This is a genomic window from Proteus vulgaris, from assembly GCF_011045815.1.
GTDB lineage: Bacteria > Pseudomonadota > Gammaproteobacteria > Enterobacterales > Enterobacteriaceae > Proteus > Proteus vulgaris_B.
The window spans coordinates 2,943,756-2,966,356 of sequence record NZ_CP047344.1; the positions used below are offsets into that span (position 1 = coordinate 2,943,756).

Here is a 22,601-nt window from a genome sequence, read left to right on the forward strand (position 1 = left end):
CTGTTCAATAGTATATTGTGGCATATTTATTTCATAAATAAATAGGAATTGTTAATTCCCTCTATTTTCCAGAATAAATAACCGATATTTCTGTAACATGGTAGCAAAATCGTCTAAACCACAAAAAGCAATGCTTTCGTTATCGTAATAGCTCATGCCCTCTTCCATTTCATCTGTTTCAAAATGGAGTGTATTCGCTCTGACCATCACTTCTTCATCATCAATCGAAAGGCTATATTCTTTACCGATGAGTTCCCATTGTCTTTCGCTACCTTTAATGCCTTCCATTTCTTCAAGAATTTGGTCTATAAGATTAATATCGCCCTGAATTTCATCATTCAACCAATAACCTATTGCTTCATGATCCATCGAAAATCGGGCTAGTATACCGCCAGTGAGATCTCGCTGAAATTCATAATCCATGGTGTACGCCCCTTATTAAGCTTTCGCTTTTAAATAAAAAATACCCTATTCTTATTATGACAAAAATAACAAAAAACGGGAGGCATTAGCCTCCCGTTTGTTCATATTAAATACGTTTAAAGCAATAAATTAATCGTTATACCGTTGTTTGGAAAATAACTTGGTCTGCTTTATCCGTATATTGAGCAAGTTGATCAAAGTTCAGATAGCGATAAGTATCTTCTGCTGTTTCATCGACTTTATTCATAAAGTCGAGATACTCTTGTGGCTCAGGCAAACGACCTAATAATGAAGCAACTGCCGCAAGTTCTGCTGAAGCAAGATACACATTTGCACCTGTACCTAAACGGTTGGGGAAGTTTCGTGTTGAGGTTGAAACAACCGTTGCACCATCAGCAACACGCGCCTGGTTCCCCATACATAGTGAACAACCAGGTACTTCGATACGTGCTCCACTCTTACCAAAGACGCTATAATAGCCCTCTTCCGTTAATTGTGCGGCATCCATTTTTGTTGGTGGAGCAACCCATAAACGTGTTGGTAATTGACCTTTATGTTGATCAAGCAGTTTACCCGCTGCACGGAAGTGCCCAATGTTAGTCATGCAAGAACCAATGAATACTTCATCAATTTTGCTGTTTGCTACTTCAGATAACAGGCGAGCATCATCTGGATCGTTAGGGGCACATAGAATTGGCTCTTTGATCTCATTTAAATCAATTTCGATCACTGCGGCATATTCTGCATCCGCATCCGCTTCAAGTAATTGTGGATCTTTCAGCCAATTTTCCATTGAAGTAATACGGCGTTCAATAGTACGACGATCACCATAACCTTCAGATATCATCCATTTCAATAAGATGATGTTAGATTGCAGGTACTCAATAATAGGCGCTTTATCCAGTTTAATGGTACAACCTGCCGCTGAACGTTCTGCTGATGCATCAGCAAGCTCAAATGCTTGTTCTACTTTCAGCTCTGGTAACCCTTCAATCTCAAGAATACGACCAGAGAAAATGTTCTTCTTACCTTTTTTCTCAACTGTCAGTAAACCATCTTGGATTGCGTAATAAGGAATAGCATGAACTAAATCACGCAGTGTCACACCCGGTTGCATTTCACCTTTAAAACGTACCAGAACAGATTCTGGCATATCTAATGGCATAACCCCAGTTGCGGCAGCAAAAGCCACTAGGCCAGAACCTGCAGGGAATGAGATACCAATAGGGAAACGAGTATGCGAGTCACCACCTGTACCAACAGTATCAGGTAATAACATACGGTTTAACCATGAGTGGATAATACCATCGCCCGGACGCAGTGAAACACCACCACGGTTCATAATAAAGTCAGGCAAAGTGTGATGCGTTGTGACGTCTACCGGTTTTGGATAAGCCGCAGTATGGCAGAATGATTGCATCACTAAATCAGCAGAGAAACCAAGGCAAGCTAAGTCTTTTAACTCATCACGTGTCATGGGACCCGTTGTATCTTGTGAACCGACAGAGGTCATTTTTGGCTCACAATATTCGCCAGGGCGAATACCTGTACGGCCACAAGCACGACCTACCATTTTCTGAGCTAGTGAGAAACCACGGTTACTTTCTTTAACAGGTTTAGCATGACGGAATAGTGTGCTAATTGGTAAGCCTAATGATTCACGTGCTTTTGACGTTAACCCACGACCAATGATCAATGGGATACGACCACCAGCACGAACTTCATCAATTAATACTTCTGTTTTCAGCTCAAAGGTTTCTAGCAACTCATTCGTTTCATGGTTACGAATTTCACCTTTATATGGGTAAATATCAATAACATCACCCATATTTAATTTAGAAACATCAACTTCGATAGGCAATGCCCCTGCATCTTCCATAGTGTTAAAGAAGATAGGTGCAATTTTACCACCGAGAACAACTCCACCACCGCGTTTATTAGGAACGAATGGGATATCATCTCCCATAAACCAAAGTACAGAGTTTGTCGCTGATTTACGAGAAGAACCCGTCCCTACAACGTCACCAACATAAGCTAGTGGGAAGCCTTTTTTATTTAATGCTTCGATTTGTTTGATAGGACCCACACTACCCGGCTGATCAGGTTCAATCCCTTCTCGCGCATTTTTTAACATGGCTAAAGCATGTAATGGAATATCTGGGCGAGACCAGGCATCTGGTGCTGGAGATAAGTCATCGGTATTAGTTTCACCAGTGACTTTAAATACGGTAACAGTTATTTTTTCTGCTAATTCTGGACGTTCAGTAAACCATGTTGCATCAGCCCAAGATTGCATAATTTGTTTAGCATACTCATTGCCTGCTTTGGCTTTTTCTTCAACATCATAGAAGTTATCAAACATCAATAAGGTATGTGAAAGCGCTTTAGCTGCAATTGGGGCTAATTTATCGTTATCCAGAGATTCAATTAAAGCATGAATATTATAGCCACCTTGCATGGTACCTAATAATTCAACGGCTTTTTCTGGCGAGATAAGGGGGGATGTGGTTTCGCCTTTCGCGAGGGCAGTTAAAAAACCCGCCTTAACATAGGCAGCTTCATCAACTCCGGGTGGAACACGGTTAACAATTAAATCAAGAAGAAATTCTTCTTCACCTTTAGGGGGATTTTTTAATAGCTCAACAAGTGCGGCTGTTTGTGTGGCATCGAGAGGTTTTGGAACGACACCTTCAGCTGCACGCTCTGCTACGTGCTTACGGTATTCTTCTAGCACGACTGTCTCCTCGCTTCTTTGTCATTTTGTATAACCCGGCTGTCTGCACCTTGTTAATAAGGTGCCAGGTCAGAGGATCTTTTGCTCGCATAAAACATAAGAGGTTGTGAAATTATGCCCAGCTAAGGGCTATCAGCATAGCAAATCTTCAACACGATGTTAATTCGTTCACATAAAAGTAACATTAATCAGATTCAAATATCCACTTATTCAGATTAAAACACTTAAACAAAATATATAACAGAGACTTTTAACCAAGATTTTGGTTAATAACCACACTTTTTATAGTTTTTTTCACACCCGAATTAGCACTAAAGTAAAATTTACGGTTAAATAAACATCATTCACACTAAATAACCCGCATCACACCAAAGAAGACAATCAGCTTTTCAATAAAAAATATAAAAAAAGAGCCAAGTTCCATAAAGAACTTAGCCCTTATCATTTAAACTACTTTAGTAAACTGCTTTCAGTAAAGCTATTTTCAGCAAAACTGTTTCCAGTAAAAAAGTCGCTTATTTTTTCTTTTTCGCTTTTGGATTTGGCAGGTCAGTGATGCTACCTTCAAATACTTCCGCAGCCATACCAATTGATTCGTATAACGTTGGGTGAGCGTGGATAGTTAATGCGATATCTTCAGCATCACAACCCATTTCGATTGCCAGACCAATTTCACCTAACAGTTCACCACCGTTAGAACCAACAATTGCACCACCGATAACACGGTTAGTTTCTTTGTCGAAAATTAGTTTAGTCATACCATCAGCACAATCTGATGCGATTGCACGGCCTGATGCAGCCCATGGGAAAGAAGCCACTTCATAGCTAACGCCTTTCTCTTTCGCTTCTTTTTCTGTCATACCAACCCATGCAACTTCTGGTTCAGTATAAGCGATTGATGGGATAACTTTAGGATCGAAGTAATGTTTTTTACCAGAAATAACTTCTGCTGCAACATGACCTTCATGAACACCTTTATGAGCCAGCATTGGTTGACCAACAATGTCTCCAATAGCAAAGATGTGAGGTACATTAGTGCGCATTTGTTTGTCAACATGGATAAAGCCACGATCATCAACTTCGATGCCCGCTTTACCTGCGTCTAGTAATTTACCGTTAGGCACACGACCGATAGCAACTAATACTGCATCATAACGTTGTGGTTCTGCTGGGGCTTTTTTGCCTTCCATCGTTACGTAGATGCCATCTTCTTTTGCTTCAACCGCAGTAACTTTGGTTTCTAGCATCAGGTTAAATTTCTTGCTGATACGTTTGGTAAATACTTTAACCACGTCTTTGTCAGCAGCAGGGATAACCTGATCAAACATTTCAACCACGTCAATCTGAGAACCCAGAGAGTGATAAACCGTTCCCATTTCCAGACCGATGATACCGCCACCCATAACCAGTAAACGCTCTGGTACAGTTTTCAGTTGCAGTGCATCTGTTGAATCCCATACTCTTGGGTCTTCATGTGGAATAAATGGTAATTCGATTGGACGTGAGCCGGCAGCAACGATTGCATTTTCAAAAGTGATGGTAGTTGTACCTTCACCACCTTCAACAGACAATGTGTGAGAACCAGTGAATCGTGCTTCGCCATTAACAACAGTCACTTTACGGCCTTTAGCCATGCCCGCTAAGCCACCGGTTAATTGAGAAATAACTTTGTCTTTCCAGATGCGAATTTTGTCGATATCTGTTTTTGGTGCATCAAAAACAACACCGTGTTCAGATAATGCTTTCGCTTCTTCGATAACTTTAGCAACGTGGAGTAACGCTTTAGAAGGGATACAACCCACGTTCAGACAAACACCACCTAATGTAGAGTGACGTTCAACTAAAACTGTTTCTAAACCTAAGTCAGCGCAACGGAACGCCGCGGAATAACCCGCAGGGCCTGCACCGAGAACCACTACCTGTGCTTTAATTTCAGTACTCATCGTGACCTCATTATTTATTTGTCCGGCGAGTCAGACGAAAATCCATATTTAACACCGAGACTTACATACCGCATGCAGTTTACAGAAATGTTAATAAACTGAAAAGCGCTCTAACATGACGGATCTCACAACCTAAGATGTATGACTGTAAAATCCATCATCGTAATCAGAGAAACCGGCGCTAAGCACCGGTTTAAATAATTACATTACCAAACGACGTAAATCGCTCATGTACTGATTAATCAGAGTGATGAATCGAGCACCGTCAGCACCATCGATCACGCGGTGATCGAAAGATAATGACATTGGTAGAATCAAGCGTGGTACGAACTCTTTACCATTCCATACAGGTTTCATAGAAGAACGGGAAAGTCCCATAATCGCAACTTCTGGTGCGTTAACGATTGGTGCAAAACCGGTAGTACCGATACCACCAAGGCTAGAAATTGTGAAACATCCACCTTGCATATCCGCAGCGGTCAATTTACCTGCACGTGCCTTCTTAGAAACTTCAGCTAACTCATAAGACAGCTCAATAATGCCTTTTTTGTTAACATCTTTGAAAACAGGAACAACTAAACCGTTAGGTGTATCTACAGCAATACCAATATTGATGTATTTTTTCAGGATCAGTTTCTGTCCATCTTCAGAGATAGAACTGTTAAAGCGTGGCATATCTGCCAGTGCTTTTGCAGCAGCTTTCATCACGAAGACTAACGGAGTGATCTTAACATCCAGTTTTTTCTTCTCTGCTTCTTTATTTTGCTGTTTACGGAATTCTTCAACCTCAGTGATATCTGCTTCATCGAACAGATTTACGTGAGGGATCATTACCCAGTTACGGCTTAAGTTAGCACCAGAGATTTTCTGGATACGGCTTAATTCAACTTCTTCAATTTCACCAAACTTGCTGAAGTCAACTTTTGGCCAAGGTAACATGCCTGGTAATCCACCACCTGCATTCGCTGGCGCTGATTCAGCACGTTTAATTAACTCTTTCACGTAAGACTGAACGTCTTCACGTAAGATACGGCCTTTACGACCAGTACCTTTCACTTTCGCTAAATTCACACCAAATTCACGCGCTAAGCGACGAATAACAGGTGTTGCATGAACGTAAGCATCATTTTCAACGAATTCTTCTTTTGCTACTGGTGCAGTTGCTTGTGCTTTTGCAGGTGCTGCTGGTGCAGAACTTGCTGGCGCGACTGCTGCTGGAGCTGGTGCTTGAGCAACAGGAGCTGCACCGGCAACTTCAAACGTCATGATCAGTGAGCCAGTTTTCACTTTGTCGCCCACTGCAATTTTGATCTCTTTAACCACACCTGCAAATGGTGCTGGAACTTCCATAGAAGCTTTGTCACCTTCAACGGTGATAAGTGATTGTTCTTCAGAAATGGAATCACCTACTTTAACCATTACTTCAGTAACTTCAACTTCGTCACCACCGATATCTGGAACATTCACTTCTTTCACAGCAGATGTTGCTGGTGCAGATGCAGCTGGAGCTGGTGCTTGAGCAACAGGTGCGCTACCTGCAACTTCAAATACCATGATAAGAGAGCCAGTGCTCACTTTATCACCAGTTGCGATTTTGATTTCTTTTACTACGCCAGCAAATGGAGCTGGAACTTCCATAGAAGCTTTATCGCCTTCTACAGTGATCAGTGATTGTTCTTCAGCAATGCTATCGCCCACTTTCACCATCACTTCGGTAACTTCAACTTCATCACCACCGATATCAGGTACATGAACTTCTTTTAATTCTGCGGTTGCAGGCGCTACTGCTGGTGCAGGAGCTGCTGCTTGAGCTGGTGCAGCTTGCGCGGCACCTTCTGCTTCAAAAATCATGATAAGAGAACCTGTTTGGACTTTGTCGCCCACAGCAATTTTGATCTCTTTCACTACACCCGCTTGTGGTGATGGGACTTCCATAGAGGCTTTGTCGCCTTCTACAGTAATTAAGGATTGTTCTTCCTCAATACGGTCGCCCACTTTCACCATCACTTCGGTGACTTCAACTTCATCAGCACCGATATCTGGGACTTTAATTTCAATAGACATTCACTTTACCTCTTACGCCAGACGTGGGTTTACTTTTTCAGGGTTGATGTTGTATTTATTGATTGCTTCTTCAACAACCTTCACATCAATCTCACCACGTTTAGCTAATTCACCTAATGCAGCAACAATCACATAAGAAGTATCAACTTCGAAGTGGTGACGCAGGTTTTCACGGCTATCAGAACGACCGAAACCATCTGTACCTAATACGCGGTAATCATCTGCTGGTACATAAGTACGAACTTGTTCAGCGAACAATTTCATATAGTCAGTAGAGGCTACAGCTGGTGCATCATTCATAATCTGAGCGATGTAAGGTACACGCGGTGCTTCAGATGGGTGTAGCATGTTCCAACGTTCACAATCTTGACCATCACGAGCCAGTTCAGTGAATGAAGTTACGCTATAAACATCAGAACCAATACCGTATTCAGTAGATAGGATTTGTGCTGCTTCACGTACATGACGCAGAATAGAACCTGAACCCAGTAATTGAACTTTACCTTTCGCGCCTTCCAGTGATTCCAGTTTGTAGATACCTTTACGGATACCTTCTTCAACACCGGCTGGCATTGCTGGCATATGGTAGTTTTCGTTGAGTGTAGTGATGTAGTAATAAACATTTTCTTGTTTATCACCATACATACGCTCTAAACCGTCTTGCATGATAACAGCAACTTCATAAGCGAAGGCTGGATCATAAGAGATACAGTTAGGGATAGTCAGCGATTGAATATGGCTATGACCATCTTCGTGTTGTAGACCTTCACCATTAAGTGTTGTACGGCCTGAAGTACCACCCACTAAGAAGCCACGAGCTTGTTGGTCACCTGCTGCCCAGCATAGGTCGCCAATACGTTGGAAACCAAACATTGAGTAGTAGATATAGAATGGGATCATTGGCAAATTGTTAGTGCTGTAAGATGTTGCAGCGGCTAACCAAGATGCGCCAGCACCCAGTTCATTGATACCTTCTTGCAGAATTTGACCTTTAACGTCTTCTTTATAGTAAGCAACTTGCTCACGATCTTGAGGCGTGTATTGCTGGCCATTCGGGCTGTAAATACCGATTTGACGGAACAGACCTTCCATACCGAAAGTACGTGCTTCGTCAGCAATAATTGGAACTAAACGATCTTTGATAGATTTGTTTTTCAACATTACATTCAGTGCACGAACGAATGCGATAGTTGTAGAAATCTCTTTAGATTGTTCTTCCAGTAATTGGCTGAAATCTTCCAGTGTCGGAATATCTAGTTTTTCTTCAAAACGAGGACGACGTGCTGGCAGGTAACCACCTAAATCCTGACGACGTGCGTGCAGGTATTTATATTCTTCTGACTCTTTGTCAAAAGTAATATAAGGAAGATCTTTAATTTGCTCATCAGCAACTGGAATATTGAAACGATCACGGAAATGATGAACGCCATCCATATTCATTTTTTTAACTTGGTGAGCAATATTTTTACCTTCTGCTGTTTCACCCATACCATAACCTTTAATGGTTTGAGCTAAAATAACAGTTGGTTTGTTTTGAGTGTCTTTTGCTTTTTGGAATGCAGCAAAAACTTTCTTCGGATCGTGACCACCACGGTTTAATGCCCAGATTTCATCATCAGTCATATCTTTAACTAATGCAGCAGTTTCTGGGTAACGATTGAAGAAGTGCTCACGAACATAAGCGCCATCACGAGATTTAAATGTCTGGTAATCACCATCCAGAGTTTCATTCATTAATTGAATGAGTTTGCCAGAGGTGTCTTTACGCAGAAGCTCATCCCAACGATCGCCCCACATTACTTTGATAACGTTCCAGCCAGCACCGGCAAAGATACCTTCTAATTCGTTAACAATTTTGCCGTTACCTGTAACTGGGCCATCAAGACGTTGTAAGTTACAGTTAACAACGAAGCACAGGTTATCTAATTTTTCGCGGACTGCGATGGTGATTGCACCTTTAGATTCTGGTTCGTCCATTTCGCCATCGCCTAAGAACGCATAAACAGTTTGTTTAGTCGTATCTTTTAAGCCACGGTGATTTAAATATTTCAGGAATTTAGCTTGATAAATTGCAGATAGAGGCCCAAGACCCATAGAAACAGTTGGGAACTGCCAGAATTCAGGCATTAATTTAGGGTGTGGATAAGAAGATAAACCTTTACCACCAATTTCTTGACGGAAATTATTTAATTGTTCTTCTGTTAAACGACCTTCTAAGAATGCGCGAGCATAGATACCTGGGGAGATATGTCCTTGGAAGTAAACTAAATCGCCACCATCAGTTTCATTTTGAGCACGGAAGAAGTGGTTAAAACACACTTCATATAACGTTGCAGAAGATTGGAATGACGCCATGTGTCCGCCGAGTTCCAAATCTTTTTTGGATGCACGCAGAACCATCATTACTGCGTTCCAGCGAATAGCAGAACGAATACGACGCTCTAATTCCAGATTGCCAGGGTAAGCGGGTTCATCTTCAGCAGGAATGGTATTGATATAATCACTGTGTACAGAGCCGCCTAAAGCAATATTAAGACCGCCATTACGCGCTTGTTTTAATACCTGATCAATCAGGAACTGTGCACGCTCAACACCTTCTTCACGGATGACCGAGTCGATCGCTTGTAACCAGTCGCGAGTTTCGATCGGATCCACGTCATTTTTCAGCATATCTGACATGGTGTATTCCTTATCTGTTATCTGTTTTTAATGGTTATGGGAGTCTATCTTCCCGTTATACCTATTTGATATGACGGGAAGATAGACCCTGCTGTTATTACCGCTATCCCTGAAAATCACAGGGAGATAGGTAGTACAGACTCAGCGGTCAGGATCTGTGCTACTAAAATAAATCAGGGTGTTGTTGGAGCCGGCGCAAAGAGCGCTCACGGCGAGTATGTTCACGACTCATATCCAACAAAACATCTTCAATAAAGGCTAAGTGGCGATGTGAAGCTTCACGCGCTACCTCTGGCTCTCTATTAATAATAGCCTGATAAATCTGACTACGATGCTCACTTACGGCAGTTAACATCTCTTTACGAGTGTAAAGAAACTCAAAATTCTGGCGGATATTCTGCTCAAGCATAGGTACCATGCATCTTAATAAATGTAATAGAACAACATTATGAGCAGCTTCCGTGACAATTAATTGATATTGCAATACGGCTTCAGACTCAGCGACCAAATCACCCTTTTCGTGGGCCTTCAGAATACAATCATGGCTTGCTTTGATACGAGCAAGATCTTCATCAGTACCGCGTAACGCTGCATAATAAGCAGCGATGCCTTCAAGGGCATGGCGCGTTTCTAAGAGATCAAATTGAGATTCGGGATGTCCGCTAAGCAGTTGAGCTAAAGGATCACTAAAACTTTGCCAGAGATTATGCTGAACAAATGTTCCACCACCTTGGCGACGAAGTAAAAAGCCTTTAGCTTCTAATTTTTGGATAGCTTCACGCAATGAAGGGCGAGATACATCAAATTGCTTCGCCAGCTCACGCTCAGGTAAGAGTTTCTCTCCTGGACGCAGAGTGCCTTCTAAAATCAGATGCTCAAGCTGTTGCTCAATGACATCAGAAAGCTTAGGTTGACGGATTTTTGTATAAGCCATATTGCTGGAAGCCATTATTGGATAACTATTACCTTTGTGATTGAGTTGTCAATTGGTAATACCAATTTAATATAACGAATAATAAAGTAACAAAGTATTCACTAACTGTCCATACAGTTGTTGAGCGAAATCATAAAAACCTGCAAATTTTAACAAATTATTTTAAAAATTCATCAAAAGTGATAACTGGATCGCATTATACTGAAACGTTAAAAATAAATTTTTTAACGTTTTTTAAACACATAAACAGTCAAACTGAAGCGTGACAGCAATAATAAAATGAATAAATATTTACTTTTATTGACTTCTAACTCACGCAACTCTGTTATTTCGTTAACAAACTATGAAAATAGTCCCAATCAAAGTGAGGCCCTGGATCTGTTTTTCGATTTGGTGCAACATCACTATGCCCTGTTATGTTCTCTTTAATGGCAGGATAAAGCGTAATAAGTGATTGAGTTATCTTGGCTAATTGCTGATATTGGTTTAGTGTAAAATTACAATTATCAGTACCCTCAAGCTCTATACCAATAGAGAAATCATTGCACTTTTCTCTACCTTTATATAAAGATACGCCCGCATGCCACGCTCTATCTGTAAAAGGCACATATTGCACAATTTCACCATCACGCCGAATAAGGCAATGAGCAGATACTCTTAACCCGATTATTTCACTAAAAAAAGGATGATCTTGCTCTGATAATGTATTGGTAAATAACCTATCAATATAAGGCCCACCAAATTGACCAGGTGGCAAACTGATATTATGAACAATCAGTAAAGAGGGAACTTCTCCTTCAGGCCTTTTATCATGGTTTGGTGAAGGTACTTTTCTTGCATCAATAAGCCAACCTTGTTTAATTTCCACATCAACCCTCTTCTACTGTGTTTTAGCTATTATCAATAATTTTATTAACTCATATTCATCAATAAATGCGAACTTTCTCTCAATGATAAAGGTTAAATTTGTATAGCTCTGTTTTCTTTTCGATATTTTACTCAAATTTTATTTTATCCATTCGCAAATAAAGTCCTTTTTTTTCATACTTCTAGTGTCTATTAATCAAGGAGGACGCTAGATGAACGCACTAAATTATCACTCATCCGAAAATGGCTTTACCCTTATGGAACTCATGATTGTCATAGCCATTATTTCTATTTTAAGCTCCGTCGCTATTCCTGCTTATCAAGGTTATATCCAAAAAGCGGCTTTAACCGATATTTTGCAAACGCTCTCCCCTTATCGTTCAGCTGTTGAATTATGTCGTTATGAAAATGAACTTCACCATTGCGATTCCGGCTCAACTTTTATGCCCTCACAATTTCGCAGTCGATACCTTACTGAAGTATCCGTATCAAATGGTGTCATTAATGCAACTGGGAAAGCACAACTTGAAGGCCTAACCATTGTCATGTCTTTAGAAAAAAGTACGCGGGATTATCTTCCCATATGGAGGACACAATGTTCTGCCACTAATACTACGTTACAAAAGCAATGTACTGAAATATTTAAATCATATTAATACATTATGGATATTGGGGAACATTCGTATTGAATGTTCCTGTATTAAAACAACACAAATAAAACAAATATAAAAAGGGGAATAATGGATATCCCACACTCAGCAACAGAATTTATTGAACATCTATTACGCCATAGCATTTTAATGCGTGTTTCTGATTTACATATTGAACCTCAACAATTCAACTTTAGAATTAGAGCCAGAATAGATAACCATTTATATTTATTTTCTCCACCTCCGAATGAATTCTCAGAAGAAATAGTGACACGTTTAAAGATATTAGCTAATTTAAATATTACAGAAAAACGATTACCTCAAGATGGACAATTTACTTGGTCTTATCATGAGAAAAATTATTCAATAAGAATAGCTACACTTCCCACTCTTTATGGTGAAAAAATCGTTTTACGCCTTATCAATAACCTCCAACAACCAGAATTAAACCATTTAGGATTTCAGCCATCTCATTTAACACTATTAAAAAAATATTTAACTTTACCGCAAGGTATGATTTTAGTCACAGGCCCAACAGGTAGTGGAAAAACACTAACTTTATATAGTTGCTTACATTATTTAAATAAAGATAACCGTAATATAAATAGTGTTGAAGATCCCATTGAATTACCATTAGAAGGTATTAATCAAATTCAGATTTGTGAAAAAGCAGGGATCACATTTACTACAATACTACGCGCATTATTACGTCAAGATCCCGATATTATAATGGTGGGTGAAATTCGAGATCCCTCCACTGCTGAAATGGCAATGAAAACAGCACAAACAGGACATCTTGTTTTATCCACATTGCACACTAACTCCACAAATACCACCTTAATGCGCCTACACAATTTAGGCATTGCAAAAGATCTTATTCACTCTTGTATTAGTTTGATTATTTCACAGCGATTAGTGCGCTGTTTATGCTCGCATTGTAAAACCTGCTTACCCAATAAAAAACAGATTAATATCAATGAAGAAATCATTGAATTGCCGAACTGGCAAGCAATAGGCTGCCAGCAATGTAGCTCCGGTTATAAAGGAAGAACGGCAATCTATGACTGTTTTGAACCAACAAAACAAGCACATGCATCTCCCTATAATTTACTCCATTCAGGTATTTTATTAATTAAACAAGGAATAACAACACTTGAAGAGGTTTATCAAACTCTGGGAGATATTGAATGAGATTACAGCAAGTTTATCGTTACGTTGCACTAAGCTATCAAGGCGAATGGTGTTCAGGAAACATTCTCGCATCATCAAATAATGATGTTTTTATTAAATTAACACAGCAACAAAAAATCCCCATAAAAATACGTTTATACAAAATCATGATATTTCAAGAAAGTGATAAAAAATATCGTATTCAATTGCTTGAACAACTCGCATTATTACTTTACTCAGGTTTAGCTCTTTTACCTGCTTTAACGTTATTAAAAAATGAATGTCGTTATACTCATTGGCAATGTGTATTAGATGATATTATTTTTAACTTAATGCAAGGTGGCACATTATCAAAACAGTTAAGCCGTTATCCCGTTTATTTTCCACGTTCATTAGTACGCTTTATTTTTATTGGTGAAGAAAGCGGAAAATTAAATGAAGTCATAACACTTCAAATAACACAATTAAAAAAACAACAAGAAATAGTTAAAAAGATCAAAAAATCTTTTAAATACCCACTTTTTTTATTGGCTATTCTATTTTCTATTACCAGTATTATGTTGTTATACGTTTTACCTGAATATCAATCCTTGTACAGTGCCTTTAATACTGAACTTCCTGATTTAACTTTAGCATTAATTACTTTCTCCCAATGGTTTTCTAACTATATTTTTATAATACTCGTTTTCTTCATTGGGATAATATTGCTTTATCATTTTATTCGCCATTATTCGCCGTTCTTTTATTATTATGAACAAACTATTTTTCTTCATCTACCTTATTTCGGCACGCTATTAAAATACCATCAACTCTATCTTATTTTTCAAATAATAAGTATTACACAACAAGCTGGATTACCATTATTACAAGGCTTAACGATTATTATAGAACAACTTACACATCCTATTTATAAACGTCAGCTATTACAAATGAGTGAACACATTACGCAAGGAAAATCATTAAGTTTATTTATGAAAAATGCGTCTTATTTTCCTCCTATTTGCTATCAATTTATCATTTGTGCAGAAAACTCAGGACAGTTACTCTATTTTTGTCAGCAATTAAGTGATTGGTTTTATCATCAGCTTGAAGAACAATTAAATACTATCAGTACATGGTTAGAACCGCTGTTAATGGCGATAATTGCATCGATTATTGGTACATTAATTATGGCTATGTATCTTCCTATATTACAGTTAGGTGATACTATACAATGAATCACAAATTTTATGAGTAATATGCTATTGTGATCTTTCTCGCTAAGTAATTGATTGATGATAATTCTATTGCTGATTATGAGGTAGGATGTCAGGGTAGCAGAAAATCATCTATCATAATAACCGAATAAAACCTAAATATTGCGGTTATTATCTTGTGATAAAAACAAAATTAGGCTTTAGAATATCCAAACTAATAGCAAATTTTAATTCATTAAAAATAGATAAACACAATGGCTTATACGGTTGCTCTTACAGGCGGAATAGGTAGTGGTAAAACCACTATTGCTAATGCTTTTGCCTCATTAGGTGTACCTCTTGTTGATGCTGATGTTATTGCTCGATTAGTGGTAGAACCTCATTCCTTTGGGCTAAATGCGTTACATCAACATTTTGGTGACAGCATTTTATTGCCTGATGGTTCATTAAACCGAGCTCAGCTACGCCAGATTATTTTTCAACATGACGAAGAAAAAAACTGGGTCAATAATCTTCTTCACCCCCTGATACAGCAAGAGACTCAAAGACAAATACAACAAATTAAAACCCCTTATTTAATTTGGGTTGTTCCTTTATTAATTGAAAATAAATTAACTCACTTAGCCTCTCGTGTTCTTGTCGTTGATGTTACACAAGAAGAACAAATAGCAAGAACAATGAAACGAGATGGCGTAAGCCGAGAACAAGTGCTCAATATTTTAAAGGCACAAGCTCAAAGACAAGAACGATTAGCCGCCGCTGATGATATTATTGAAAATCACGATAATAGCCAAAATATAATTGGCAAAGTTAAGCAACTCCATCAGCATTACTTAGAATTAGCTCAACAAGCGTTACAGGACAACAGCCATGAGTGATGACATCACAACTATCATCTTCGAACATCCCCTAAATGAAAAAATGCGTTCATGGCTTAGAATTGAAAACTCATTAATTCAAATTAACAGTTTTCGTACAATCGATTCGTTACCCACCGCACTCTCTTTTTTCCGCGCGATATCAGAATTTATTGAAGTGCTTGATCGTGGTGAAATTCGTGCTGAATTACTCAAAGAATTGGAAAAAAGACAAAAAAAATTACAACAATGGCTCTCATTTCCTAATGTTGATAAAGAAATTGTCACACAAATTATTAATGAACTGGCCGAAAATGCATCGGTATTAAGTCAAGCTCCGCGAATTGGGCAGCATTTAAAACAAGATAAAGTAATAAGTTTAGTCAAACAGCGCCTAAGTATCCCTGGAGGATGCTGTAATTTTGATGTGCCCGCATTGCATTTGTGGTTAAGTTTGCCTCAAACCATCCGTGATGAAAGATTACAAAACTGGATGACAGGCTTGTTACCATTACAAAATGCATTGAATAGCTTACTAACGCTTATTCGCCAATCAGATACTTTTAAACCTGCGTTAAGTCATCGTGGTTTTTACCAAGATAGTGCTGAAGAAGGTGAACTACTACGTCTTAAAATCGCCATTGATCACCAGATCTACCCTCAAGTATCTGGCCATAAAAATCGTTACGCGATCCGCTTCTTACCACTTGATAGTGAAAATGGAACAATACCGCTAGAACTACCCTTTGAGATTGCTTGTTGCTAACATTGTGTTGATCACCATAAACACCTATCGCGCCAATGAAATCTAGGAGAGATAATGAGCGAAGAATTAATTGTGAAATGTCCAACCTGTCAAACAGAAGTTATTTGGAATGAAAGTAGCCCTTATCGCCCTTTTTGTAGCAAACGTTGCCAACTTATTGATTTAGGTGAATGGGCTGACGAATCAAAACGTATTCCAAGCCAAAGCGATATTAATGACAGCGACGACTGGAGTGAATCTCCACAACCTGAGCTTAAAGATTTTTAATATTCCGATTAAGAACATAAAAAATAGCCACTCATTAGAGTGGCTATTTTATTTATTACTATATTCGTTTATCTACTTTTATTTTTGTAACAATGCCACAATTGTGCGGTTAGCCGGTGGAAAGTCATCAGCATTTAATGATGCGATAGAAGTCCATTTTGAATCTTGCCCTTCTTTACCGTATGGCTCATTATCCCATTGAGTTACTAAGAAAAAAGATAATGTAATGTGTCTATCTGGAAAATCATGCTCTACCGTTTCAAAAAGCGAGCACTGCGTTACATCAATACCAATTTCCTCTTGTAACTCACGCACTAACGCCTGCTCAGGAGTTTCTTCATCTTCTAATTTCCCCCCCGGAAATTCCCAAAATCCCCCCATATGCGATTTTAGAGGGCGTTGGGTGATAAAGACATTATTGTTTTGATCACAAATAATACCCGCAGCAATATGTAGCTTTTTTTTATCCATTATAGACAACCTATTGAATAGTCCAGTTATTATAACAACTTAACGTTATTATAACGTATATCCAATGGCGCTACTCTGGTTTTCTTTCCCTGATTATATCGATTAATTAACGATAAATAGGCAAGAAACCAAGCTGTGCTAATGTTTGGCAAATAATGCCTACAGCACCAAAAGCGATAACAGAATAAATTAACCCTTTGCCGCCCCACACTTTAAAACCTGAGTTGGGAAATTTCTCGCGCGCTTTCAGTGCCATAACAGCAGGACAAATAATTGCCCAGACACAAGCCGCTGTACCTGCATACGCAATTGCAATTAAAAAACCATTAGGGAAAAGCAAACAGAGCAATAAAGGTGGTGTGAAACATAAAACACCTGACTTTAAGCGTCCGGTTTTGTTATCTTCAAATTTTAGTGATGCTAAAATATAGTCAAACAAACCAATCGCTACCCCTAAGAATGAACAGAATACGGCACTAATTGAGAACCATAATAAAAAACCTTCAATATATTTACTATTCAAGACGGTATATAACGAATCAATAAAGGCATCTAAGTTACCGCCTTTTTGAATAATGGTAATAAATTGTTCACGGGGTAGATTCCCCATAGTACCAATCATCCAAAGTAAATAAATGACTAGCGCTAAAACACAACCAATCACACAACTCTTAACAACCTTTCTTTCATTTTCATGATAAAGCTTATAAAGGCTACAAACGTTTCCATGATATCCAAATGAAGTTATCGCATAAGGAATAATGATAAAAATAAATGGATAAAGATATAACTGGCTTTTCCCTTCAAAAGTTGCGCTAAATAATAAGTCGCCACTTGCTTTAAAAAATAATCCAGAAAAAGCTAATACAAATAGAACAATTTTAATGAATAAGAAAATGGAAGTTAAGCGACTCGCACAAGCGCCTCCCCACCATATTGTTGCGCCAAGCACGATAGTAAATACAAAAAATATTGCTCTCAGGTTTAGATTAATACCATATAATGATGACGCCTCATAAATAATCGAACCCGCAGCAGAAATATAAGCATAAATTAATATATATAATACAAATATTAAAGATGCATTAGCAAGATAACAGGCCCATTTTGGCAATAACTCTTTTGATATATGAAAGTAATTTGTTCCCGCCCCATATTTTGAAATACATTCAAGAATATAAATTCCTGAGTGAAACATAAAAAAACAAACAATAAACAATATAAAGAGTGAGTTAATAAACCAAGCGCCAGACATTATTGTTGGGAGGCTAAACATTCCAGCACCGATCATAGCACCGCCCAACACAAATCCCCCTACAATAATTGAGGGTTCTTTATTTACCGACTTATTTTCCATTTTTTAGTCCTTACTGAAATAAGGATAGGGCTCTCGCATTGCACGAGAGCCATTATTATTGTGGAGTCTTATTTATTTGATAGGTTTTAATCTAGCAGTAAAGTGTCTTAATACAGGTGGTTCATATTCGAACTCAAGACCTTTAAGCGTTGCAAACTTCTCTTTTAAGCCAATAAGCGCATCAGCAATATAATCCATATGGTCGTTAGTATAGACACGACGAGCAATGGTTAAACGCATAAACTCCATATCTGCATGTTTTTGTTCACCTGTTGCAGGATCACGCCCCAATAAGAATGAGCCAATTTCAACTGCACGGACACCAGATTCTAAATAAAGGGCATTAATGACTGCTTGAGCAGGGAATTGATCACCAGGGATATGCGGTACTAGTTTTTTACAGTCAACGAAAACAGCATGTCCGCCAGTAGGATATTGAATTGGAATACCTGCTTCACGTAGACGATCACCCAAGTATTGTACCTGACCAATACGATAGTGCAGATATTCTTCCTCTGTACCTTCTTCTAAACCTTGTACCATAGCAGCCATATCACGACCTGCTAAACCACCATAGGTGACAAAACCTTCCATCGGTACACAACGCTGTCTCGCTAATGTAAAGACTTCTTCATTATCACGAATAGAGACTAAACCACCGATATTTAACAATGGATCTTTCTTCGCTGACATAGTTAATGCATCAGCATATTTATACATGTCTAAAATAATTTCTTTAATTGTGGCATTTTTATATTTCGGATCACGCTGTTTAATAAAATACGCATTTTCACAGTAACGAGCTGAATCCATCACAACAAAAATACCGTGTTGTTTGGCGATTTCATAAACTTCTTTTAAATTATCCATTGAAACAGGCTGACCACCAGCACTATTACAAGTTACAGTTGAAACAATCGCAACAACGTTATCAGCACCATGCTTAGCAATATTTTCTTTTAATTTAGCAATATCAAAATTGCCTTTCCAATCATCATAGGTTTCTGAATCAAATGCTTTTTCAGTAACAATATTAATTGCTTTACAGCCATTTAATTCGACGTGAGCTGCTGTTGTGTCAAAATGGAAGTTAGAAATGAAAACAGGATTTTTCGCTTTTCCATCTTTTTGTTTATATTTTAATAATACTGGGAAAAGAATATTTTCAGCACCACGACCTTGGTGAGCAGGAATAATATAATCGTAATTAAATAGCTCTTTGGCTTTGTCTTTTAAATCATAATAGTTTCTTGAACCTGCATAAGCTTCATCACCTGTTATCATCGCAGCCCATTGATGATCACTCATTGCGTTAGTACCAGAGTCTGTTAATAAATCTATATAAACGGCATGACTTGGTAATAAGAATGGGTTATAACCAGCTTCTTTTAATGCAGCTTCACGTTCTTCTCTTGAAGGAACACGGATTTTTTCTACCATTTTAATGCGGAATGGTTCTACAATTCTTTTAGCCATGATAATACCTTTAATATATATTAAATTATAAAGTTACGAATAAATAAAATAATCTTCCCATTTAAATTAAACGGAAAAAGAGTATTAAATTATTTTATATGGATATAAAAAAGGATTATTTTTCAGGAAAGAAGAAGGCGAGTTCAGAATCAATATTAAACCATTTCTTCAATCTGAAGAAACCTCTTAATATTATCAAAACATTAAATGATGAGAACATACTTTAACCCTTATAGTCAGGAAATAGTACAATTTACATGCTAATTTATATAACAGTTAAACACGATTAGTAATATAACAATAGTATATTTTGGATATTTATCACACTATTTATGACAAATAATATATTAACGTGATCACTATCACTTACTTCAAATTTTAATAAACTATTTTTTATAGTTTAAATTTTTATTGGCATCATTAAGTTGTAATACATGTATTCATATTACACTTTCATAATATTAAAATAAAATCCCAACAACCTTACTTTTAATCATGATTAATTATTTAACAATAAAAACATGATATCTTTACTTTTATAAATCCTATTTTATTCATTGAAATGAAATAATAATTCATGGAATTTTTATTTCATAATGCAACATTAATAAACTTACAAATAACAAATGAAAAGTGATTACTTTAAATTTCTTCATTTACTAGAACATCCTCTCATTATTTATGATCTCTTAAGAAAAAATAAAAATTTATTAATTAACACAGAAAAATCGATGTTAAGTTAAACAGAGAGAAAAATAACACGGTAGATTATAACCATGAAAATCAATGCCATAGACAACATTCAATTAAATCATTTGTTTGATTAATTCTTTTGGTGATATCAATCATATTAGTTATGTCGATATTTTATATTGGAAGAAATAAAAATTTATCTTTATTTCATCGATTTTAAATTTATTTTCATATTGAGAGTGCGTGGTGTTTATTATTTTTAAATTAAAGATAATATAAAAACATTAATTATTATCTTACTATTTTTAAGTCATATTATTTATATTTGAATTAATACCTTTATATTGAGGTAAAATGAGAAAAAAAGTTATTTTATTAACACTATTAAGTGGATTTTCAACCAGTGGATTAACAGCGAATGACGCCGGTTATTTAGGCTCGATGGGAGAATCGAGGCGCGCATTACAAGATAGCCAACGTGAAATAAATCAACTTATTGAACAAAATCGCTATCAACAACTTCAAGAAAATGCATTAGAGGTTTCACCTACCCCCACATTTATTACTGAATCAGAACATTGTTTGCCTATTAATGGTGTTTATGTTCAAGGAATTACCTTACTCAATGAAAAAGATCTTGATTCATTAACACCATTACCAGAGCAATGTATAAAAAGTGCTGACGTTAACCGATTAGTCAAAGAGTTAACTCAACGCTACCTTCAACATGGCTATATCACTGCTAGGATCCAATTTTTACGACCTAATGAAGAACAACAGCTTGGGTTATATGTTATTGAAGGCTTTATTGAAAAAATACAGGGCGGTGATCGAGGCGTTAACACAGCTTTACTTTTTCCTCATGTTGAAGGAGAACCGTTAAAACTGTCAAAGCTTGATCAGGGGCTTGATCAAGCGAACCGTTTACAATCCAATAAAGTCAAACTCGATATATTACCGGGTAGGCAATTAGGTGGCTCAATTATTCAGCTCACCAATCAGCGCCAAGCGCCTTGGCACTTGAATATTTCAACTGATAACTATGGGCAAAAAAATTCAGGACGCTGGTTAGTTCGAACAAATGCAAGCTTAGACAGTCCCTTGGGACTATCCGATTTTGTCAGCTTAAATTCTAGCATCACCACAGACAACCCAAATACACGTTTTAATCGTGCTTACACCCTACTCTATTCTTTACCTTATGGTGCATTGACATTAAGTACTTTTGGTAGCTATTCGGAGTACGAATTTCATCAATCATTACAGACACGTACAGTACGTTTATCCGGGAATACCACACAAATAGGTTTAAGGGGGGATTACGCTTTTTATCGTAGTCAAAAACAGATAGATACCTTAAACATGCAGGTAACACATAAACGAATACGTAACTATTTCAGCCAAATCCGCTTAGATTTAAGTAGCCCAGCACTCACTACCGTAGAGCTAGGCATCAACCATTTACACATTATTTCCAACGGCGTTGTGAGTGTGAATTTAAGTGCAGAAAAAGCCATTGGTTGGTTTGGTGCAGACGGTTCACCTCATGTTGCTAATGGGAGTGGTAATGACTATCGCTTTACAAAAGTTAAGCTTTTTGCCAATTGGCAACATCGTTTTTCATTATCGGATTCTACATTTTTATTCAATAGCGCTTTCATTGGTCAATACAGCCCTGACACCTTACCCGGAGTTGAATGGCTCAGTTTAACTGATAAAAATGCAATCCGTGGTTTTGACCAAAGCACACTTTCTGGTGATAACGGAGGATATTTACGTAATACCCTTTCTTATCCTTATCGAATAAATACCTTTTCAATCACCCCTCGAATTGGCCTAGATGCAGGTCGTGTTCAACAACATGGCAACTATGAAGGATGGCGTAGTGGTTATGGACTAAGTTCAGGCTTAAATCTTCAATATCAAAAAGCACAATTCGATATCGAAGTCGCTAAGGGGCATTTGCTTTACAACCAAACGAATTCCAATAAAACCAAAGACCCTACTCAAGTGTTAGTTAGATTTTCATATTTATTTTGATTCACACTCATAGC

The 22,601-nt window shown here is 37.7% G+C and carries 18 protein-coding genes; 7 read left to right on the plus strand and 11 right to left on the minus strand.

The window, feature by feature from the left end; genetic code table 11:
* Positions 1 to 51: 51 nt before the first annotated feature.
* The 7 genes from GTH24_RS13970 to ampD form a co-directional block, all read right to left on the minus strand.
* Positions 52 to 423: a YacL family protein gene (locus GTH24_RS13970; RefSeq protein ID WP_072069245.1), complete on the minus strand. Its 372-nt coding sequence runs from the start codon at positions 421 to 423 to the stop codon at positions 52 to 54.
* Positions 424 to 559: 136 nt separating this feature from the next.
* Positions 560 to 3,157: a bifunctional aconitate hydratase 2/2-methylisocitrate dehydratase gene (gene acnB / locus GTH24_RS13975; protein WP_072069246.1), complete on the minus strand. Its 2,598-nt coding sequence runs from the start codon at positions 3,155 to 3,157 to the stop codon at positions 560 to 562.
* Between the two features lie 515 nt (positions 3,158 to 3,672).
* Positions 3,673 to 5,100 carry a dihydrolipoyl dehydrogenase gene (gene lpdA / locus GTH24_RS13980; protein WP_072063363.1) on the minus strand — a complete coding sequence of 476 codons (1,428 nt, stop codon included), beginning with the start codon at positions 5,098 to 5,100 and terminating at the stop codon, positions 3,673 to 3,675.
* Between the two features lie 201 nt (positions 5,101 to 5,301).
* Positions 5,302 to 7,164, minus strand: coding sequence for a pyruvate dehydrogenase complex dihydrolipoyllysine-residue acetyltransferase (aceF, locus tag GTH24_RS13985; protein WP_072069247.1), 1,863 nt, complete (start codon positions 7,162 to 7,164; stop codon positions 5,302 to 5,304).
* A 12-nt stretch (positions 7,165 to 7,176) separates the two neighbouring features.
* Positions 7,177 to 9,843, minus strand: a complete 2,667-nt coding sequence (gene aceE / locus GTH24_RS13990) for a pyruvate dehydrogenase (acetyl-transferring), homodimeric type (RefSeq protein WP_109407446.1) — start codon at positions 9,841 to 9,843, stop codon at positions 7,177 to 7,179.
* A gap of 163 nt (positions 9,844 to 10,006) precedes the next feature.
* The gene (pdhR, locus tag GTH24_RS13995) at positions 10,007 to 10,777 is read right to left on the minus strand and encodes a pyruvate dehydrogenase complex transcriptional repressor PdhR (protein ID WP_072069345.1); all 771 of its coding nucleotides are present in this window, start codon (positions 10,775 to 10,777) and stop codon (positions 10,007 to 10,009) included.
* A 325-nt stretch (positions 10,778 to 11,102) separates the two neighbouring features.
* Complete coding sequence (gene ampD, locus GTH24_RS14000; RefSeq protein WP_072069249.1) at positions 11,103 to 11,645, minus strand: 1,6-anhydro-N-acetylmuramyl-L-alanine amidase AmpD; 543 nt, start codon at positions 11,643 to 11,645, stop codon at positions 11,103 to 11,105.
* 211 nt (positions 11,646 to 11,856) lie between these two features.
* On the opposite strand from ampD, the gene ppdD reads away from it, so the two are divergent.
* The 6 genes from ppdD to yacG all read left to right on the plus strand — a co-directional run bounded on the left by ppdD (position 11,857) and on the right by yacG (position 16,550).
* Positions 11,857 to 12,300 (plus strand): prepilin peptidase-dependent pilin, encoded by a 444-nt coding sequence (gene ppdD, locus GTH24_RS14005; protein WP_072069250.1) that lies wholly within the window; start codon positions 11,857 to 11,859, stop codon positions 12,298 to 12,300.
* 84 nt (positions 12,301 to 12,384) lie between these two features.
* On the plus strand, positions 12,385 to 13,485 hold the full coding sequence (locus GTH24_RS14010) for an ATPase, T2SS/T4P/T4SS family (RefSeq protein WP_241253966.1): 1,101 nt from the start codon (positions 12,385 to 12,387) through the stop codon (positions 13,483 to 13,485).
* Positions 13,482 to 14,681 carry a type II secretion system F family protein gene (locus GTH24_RS14015; RefSeq protein ID WP_072069252.1) on the plus strand — a complete coding sequence of 400 codons (1,200 nt, stop codon included), beginning with the start codon at positions 13,482 to 13,484 and terminating at the stop codon, positions 14,679 to 14,681. Before GTH24_RS14010 ends, GTH24_RS14015 begins: the two co-directional genes overlap by 4 nt.
* A gap of 233 nt (positions 14,682 to 14,914) precedes the next feature.
* Positions 14,915 to 15,538: a dephospho-CoA kinase gene (gene coaE / locus GTH24_RS14020; protein ID WP_072069253.1), complete on the plus strand. Its 624-nt coding sequence runs from the start codon at positions 14,915 to 14,917 to the stop codon at positions 15,536 to 15,538.
* Positions 15,531 to 16,283, plus strand: coding sequence for a cell division protein ZapD (gene zapD / locus GTH24_RS14025; RefSeq protein ID WP_072069254.1), 753 nt, complete (start codon positions 15,531 to 15,533; stop codon positions 16,281 to 16,283). Before coaE ends, zapD begins: the two co-directional genes overlap by 8 nt.
* Before the next feature lie 54 nt (positions 16,284 to 16,337).
* Positions 16,338 to 16,550 (plus strand): DNA gyrase inhibitor YacG, encoded by a 213-nt coding sequence (gene yacG, locus GTH24_RS14030; RefSeq protein WP_072069255.1) that lies wholly within the window; start codon positions 16,338 to 16,340, stop codon positions 16,548 to 16,550.
* Positions 16,551 to 16,628: 78 nt separating this feature from the next.
* On the opposite strand, the gene mutT is transcribed toward yacG, so the two are convergent.
* The 4 genes from mutT to tnaC form a co-directional block, all read right to left on the minus strand.
* Positions 16,629 to 17,021, minus strand: a complete 393-nt coding sequence (gene mutT / locus GTH24_RS14035) for an 8-oxo-dGTP diphosphatase MutT (RefSeq protein ID WP_072069256.1) — start codon at positions 17,019 to 17,021, stop codon at positions 16,629 to 16,631.
* A 106-nt stretch (positions 17,022 to 17,127) separates the two neighbouring features.
* A complete protein-coding gene (locus GTH24_RS14040; protein ID WP_115350664.1) occupies positions 17,128 to 18,378 on the minus strand; it encodes an aromatic amino acid transporter in 1,251 nt (416 codons plus the stop codon).
* 72 nt (positions 18,379 to 18,450) lie between these two features.
* Positions 18,451 to 19,854, minus strand: coding sequence for a tryptophanase (locus GTH24_RS14045; RefSeq protein ID WP_072069257.1), 1,404 nt, complete (start codon positions 19,852 to 19,854; stop codon positions 18,451 to 18,453).
* 115 nt (positions 19,855 to 19,969) lie between these two features.
* Complete coding sequence (gene tnaC, locus GTH24_RS22480; RefSeq protein ID WP_071788547.1) at positions 19,970 to 20,074, minus strand: tryptophanase leader peptide; 105 nt, start codon at positions 20,072 to 20,074, stop codon at positions 19,970 to 19,972.
* An 827-nt stretch (positions 20,075 to 20,901) separates the two neighbouring features.
* Here tnaC and GTH24_RS14055 point away from each other — a divergent pair.
* Positions 20,902 to 22,587, plus strand: coding sequence for a ShlB/FhaC/HecB family hemolysin secretion/activation protein (locus GTH24_RS14055; protein ID WP_072069258.1), 1,686 nt, complete (start codon positions 20,902 to 20,904; stop codon positions 22,585 to 22,587).
* Positions 22,588 to 22,601 lie beyond the last annotated feature (14 nt).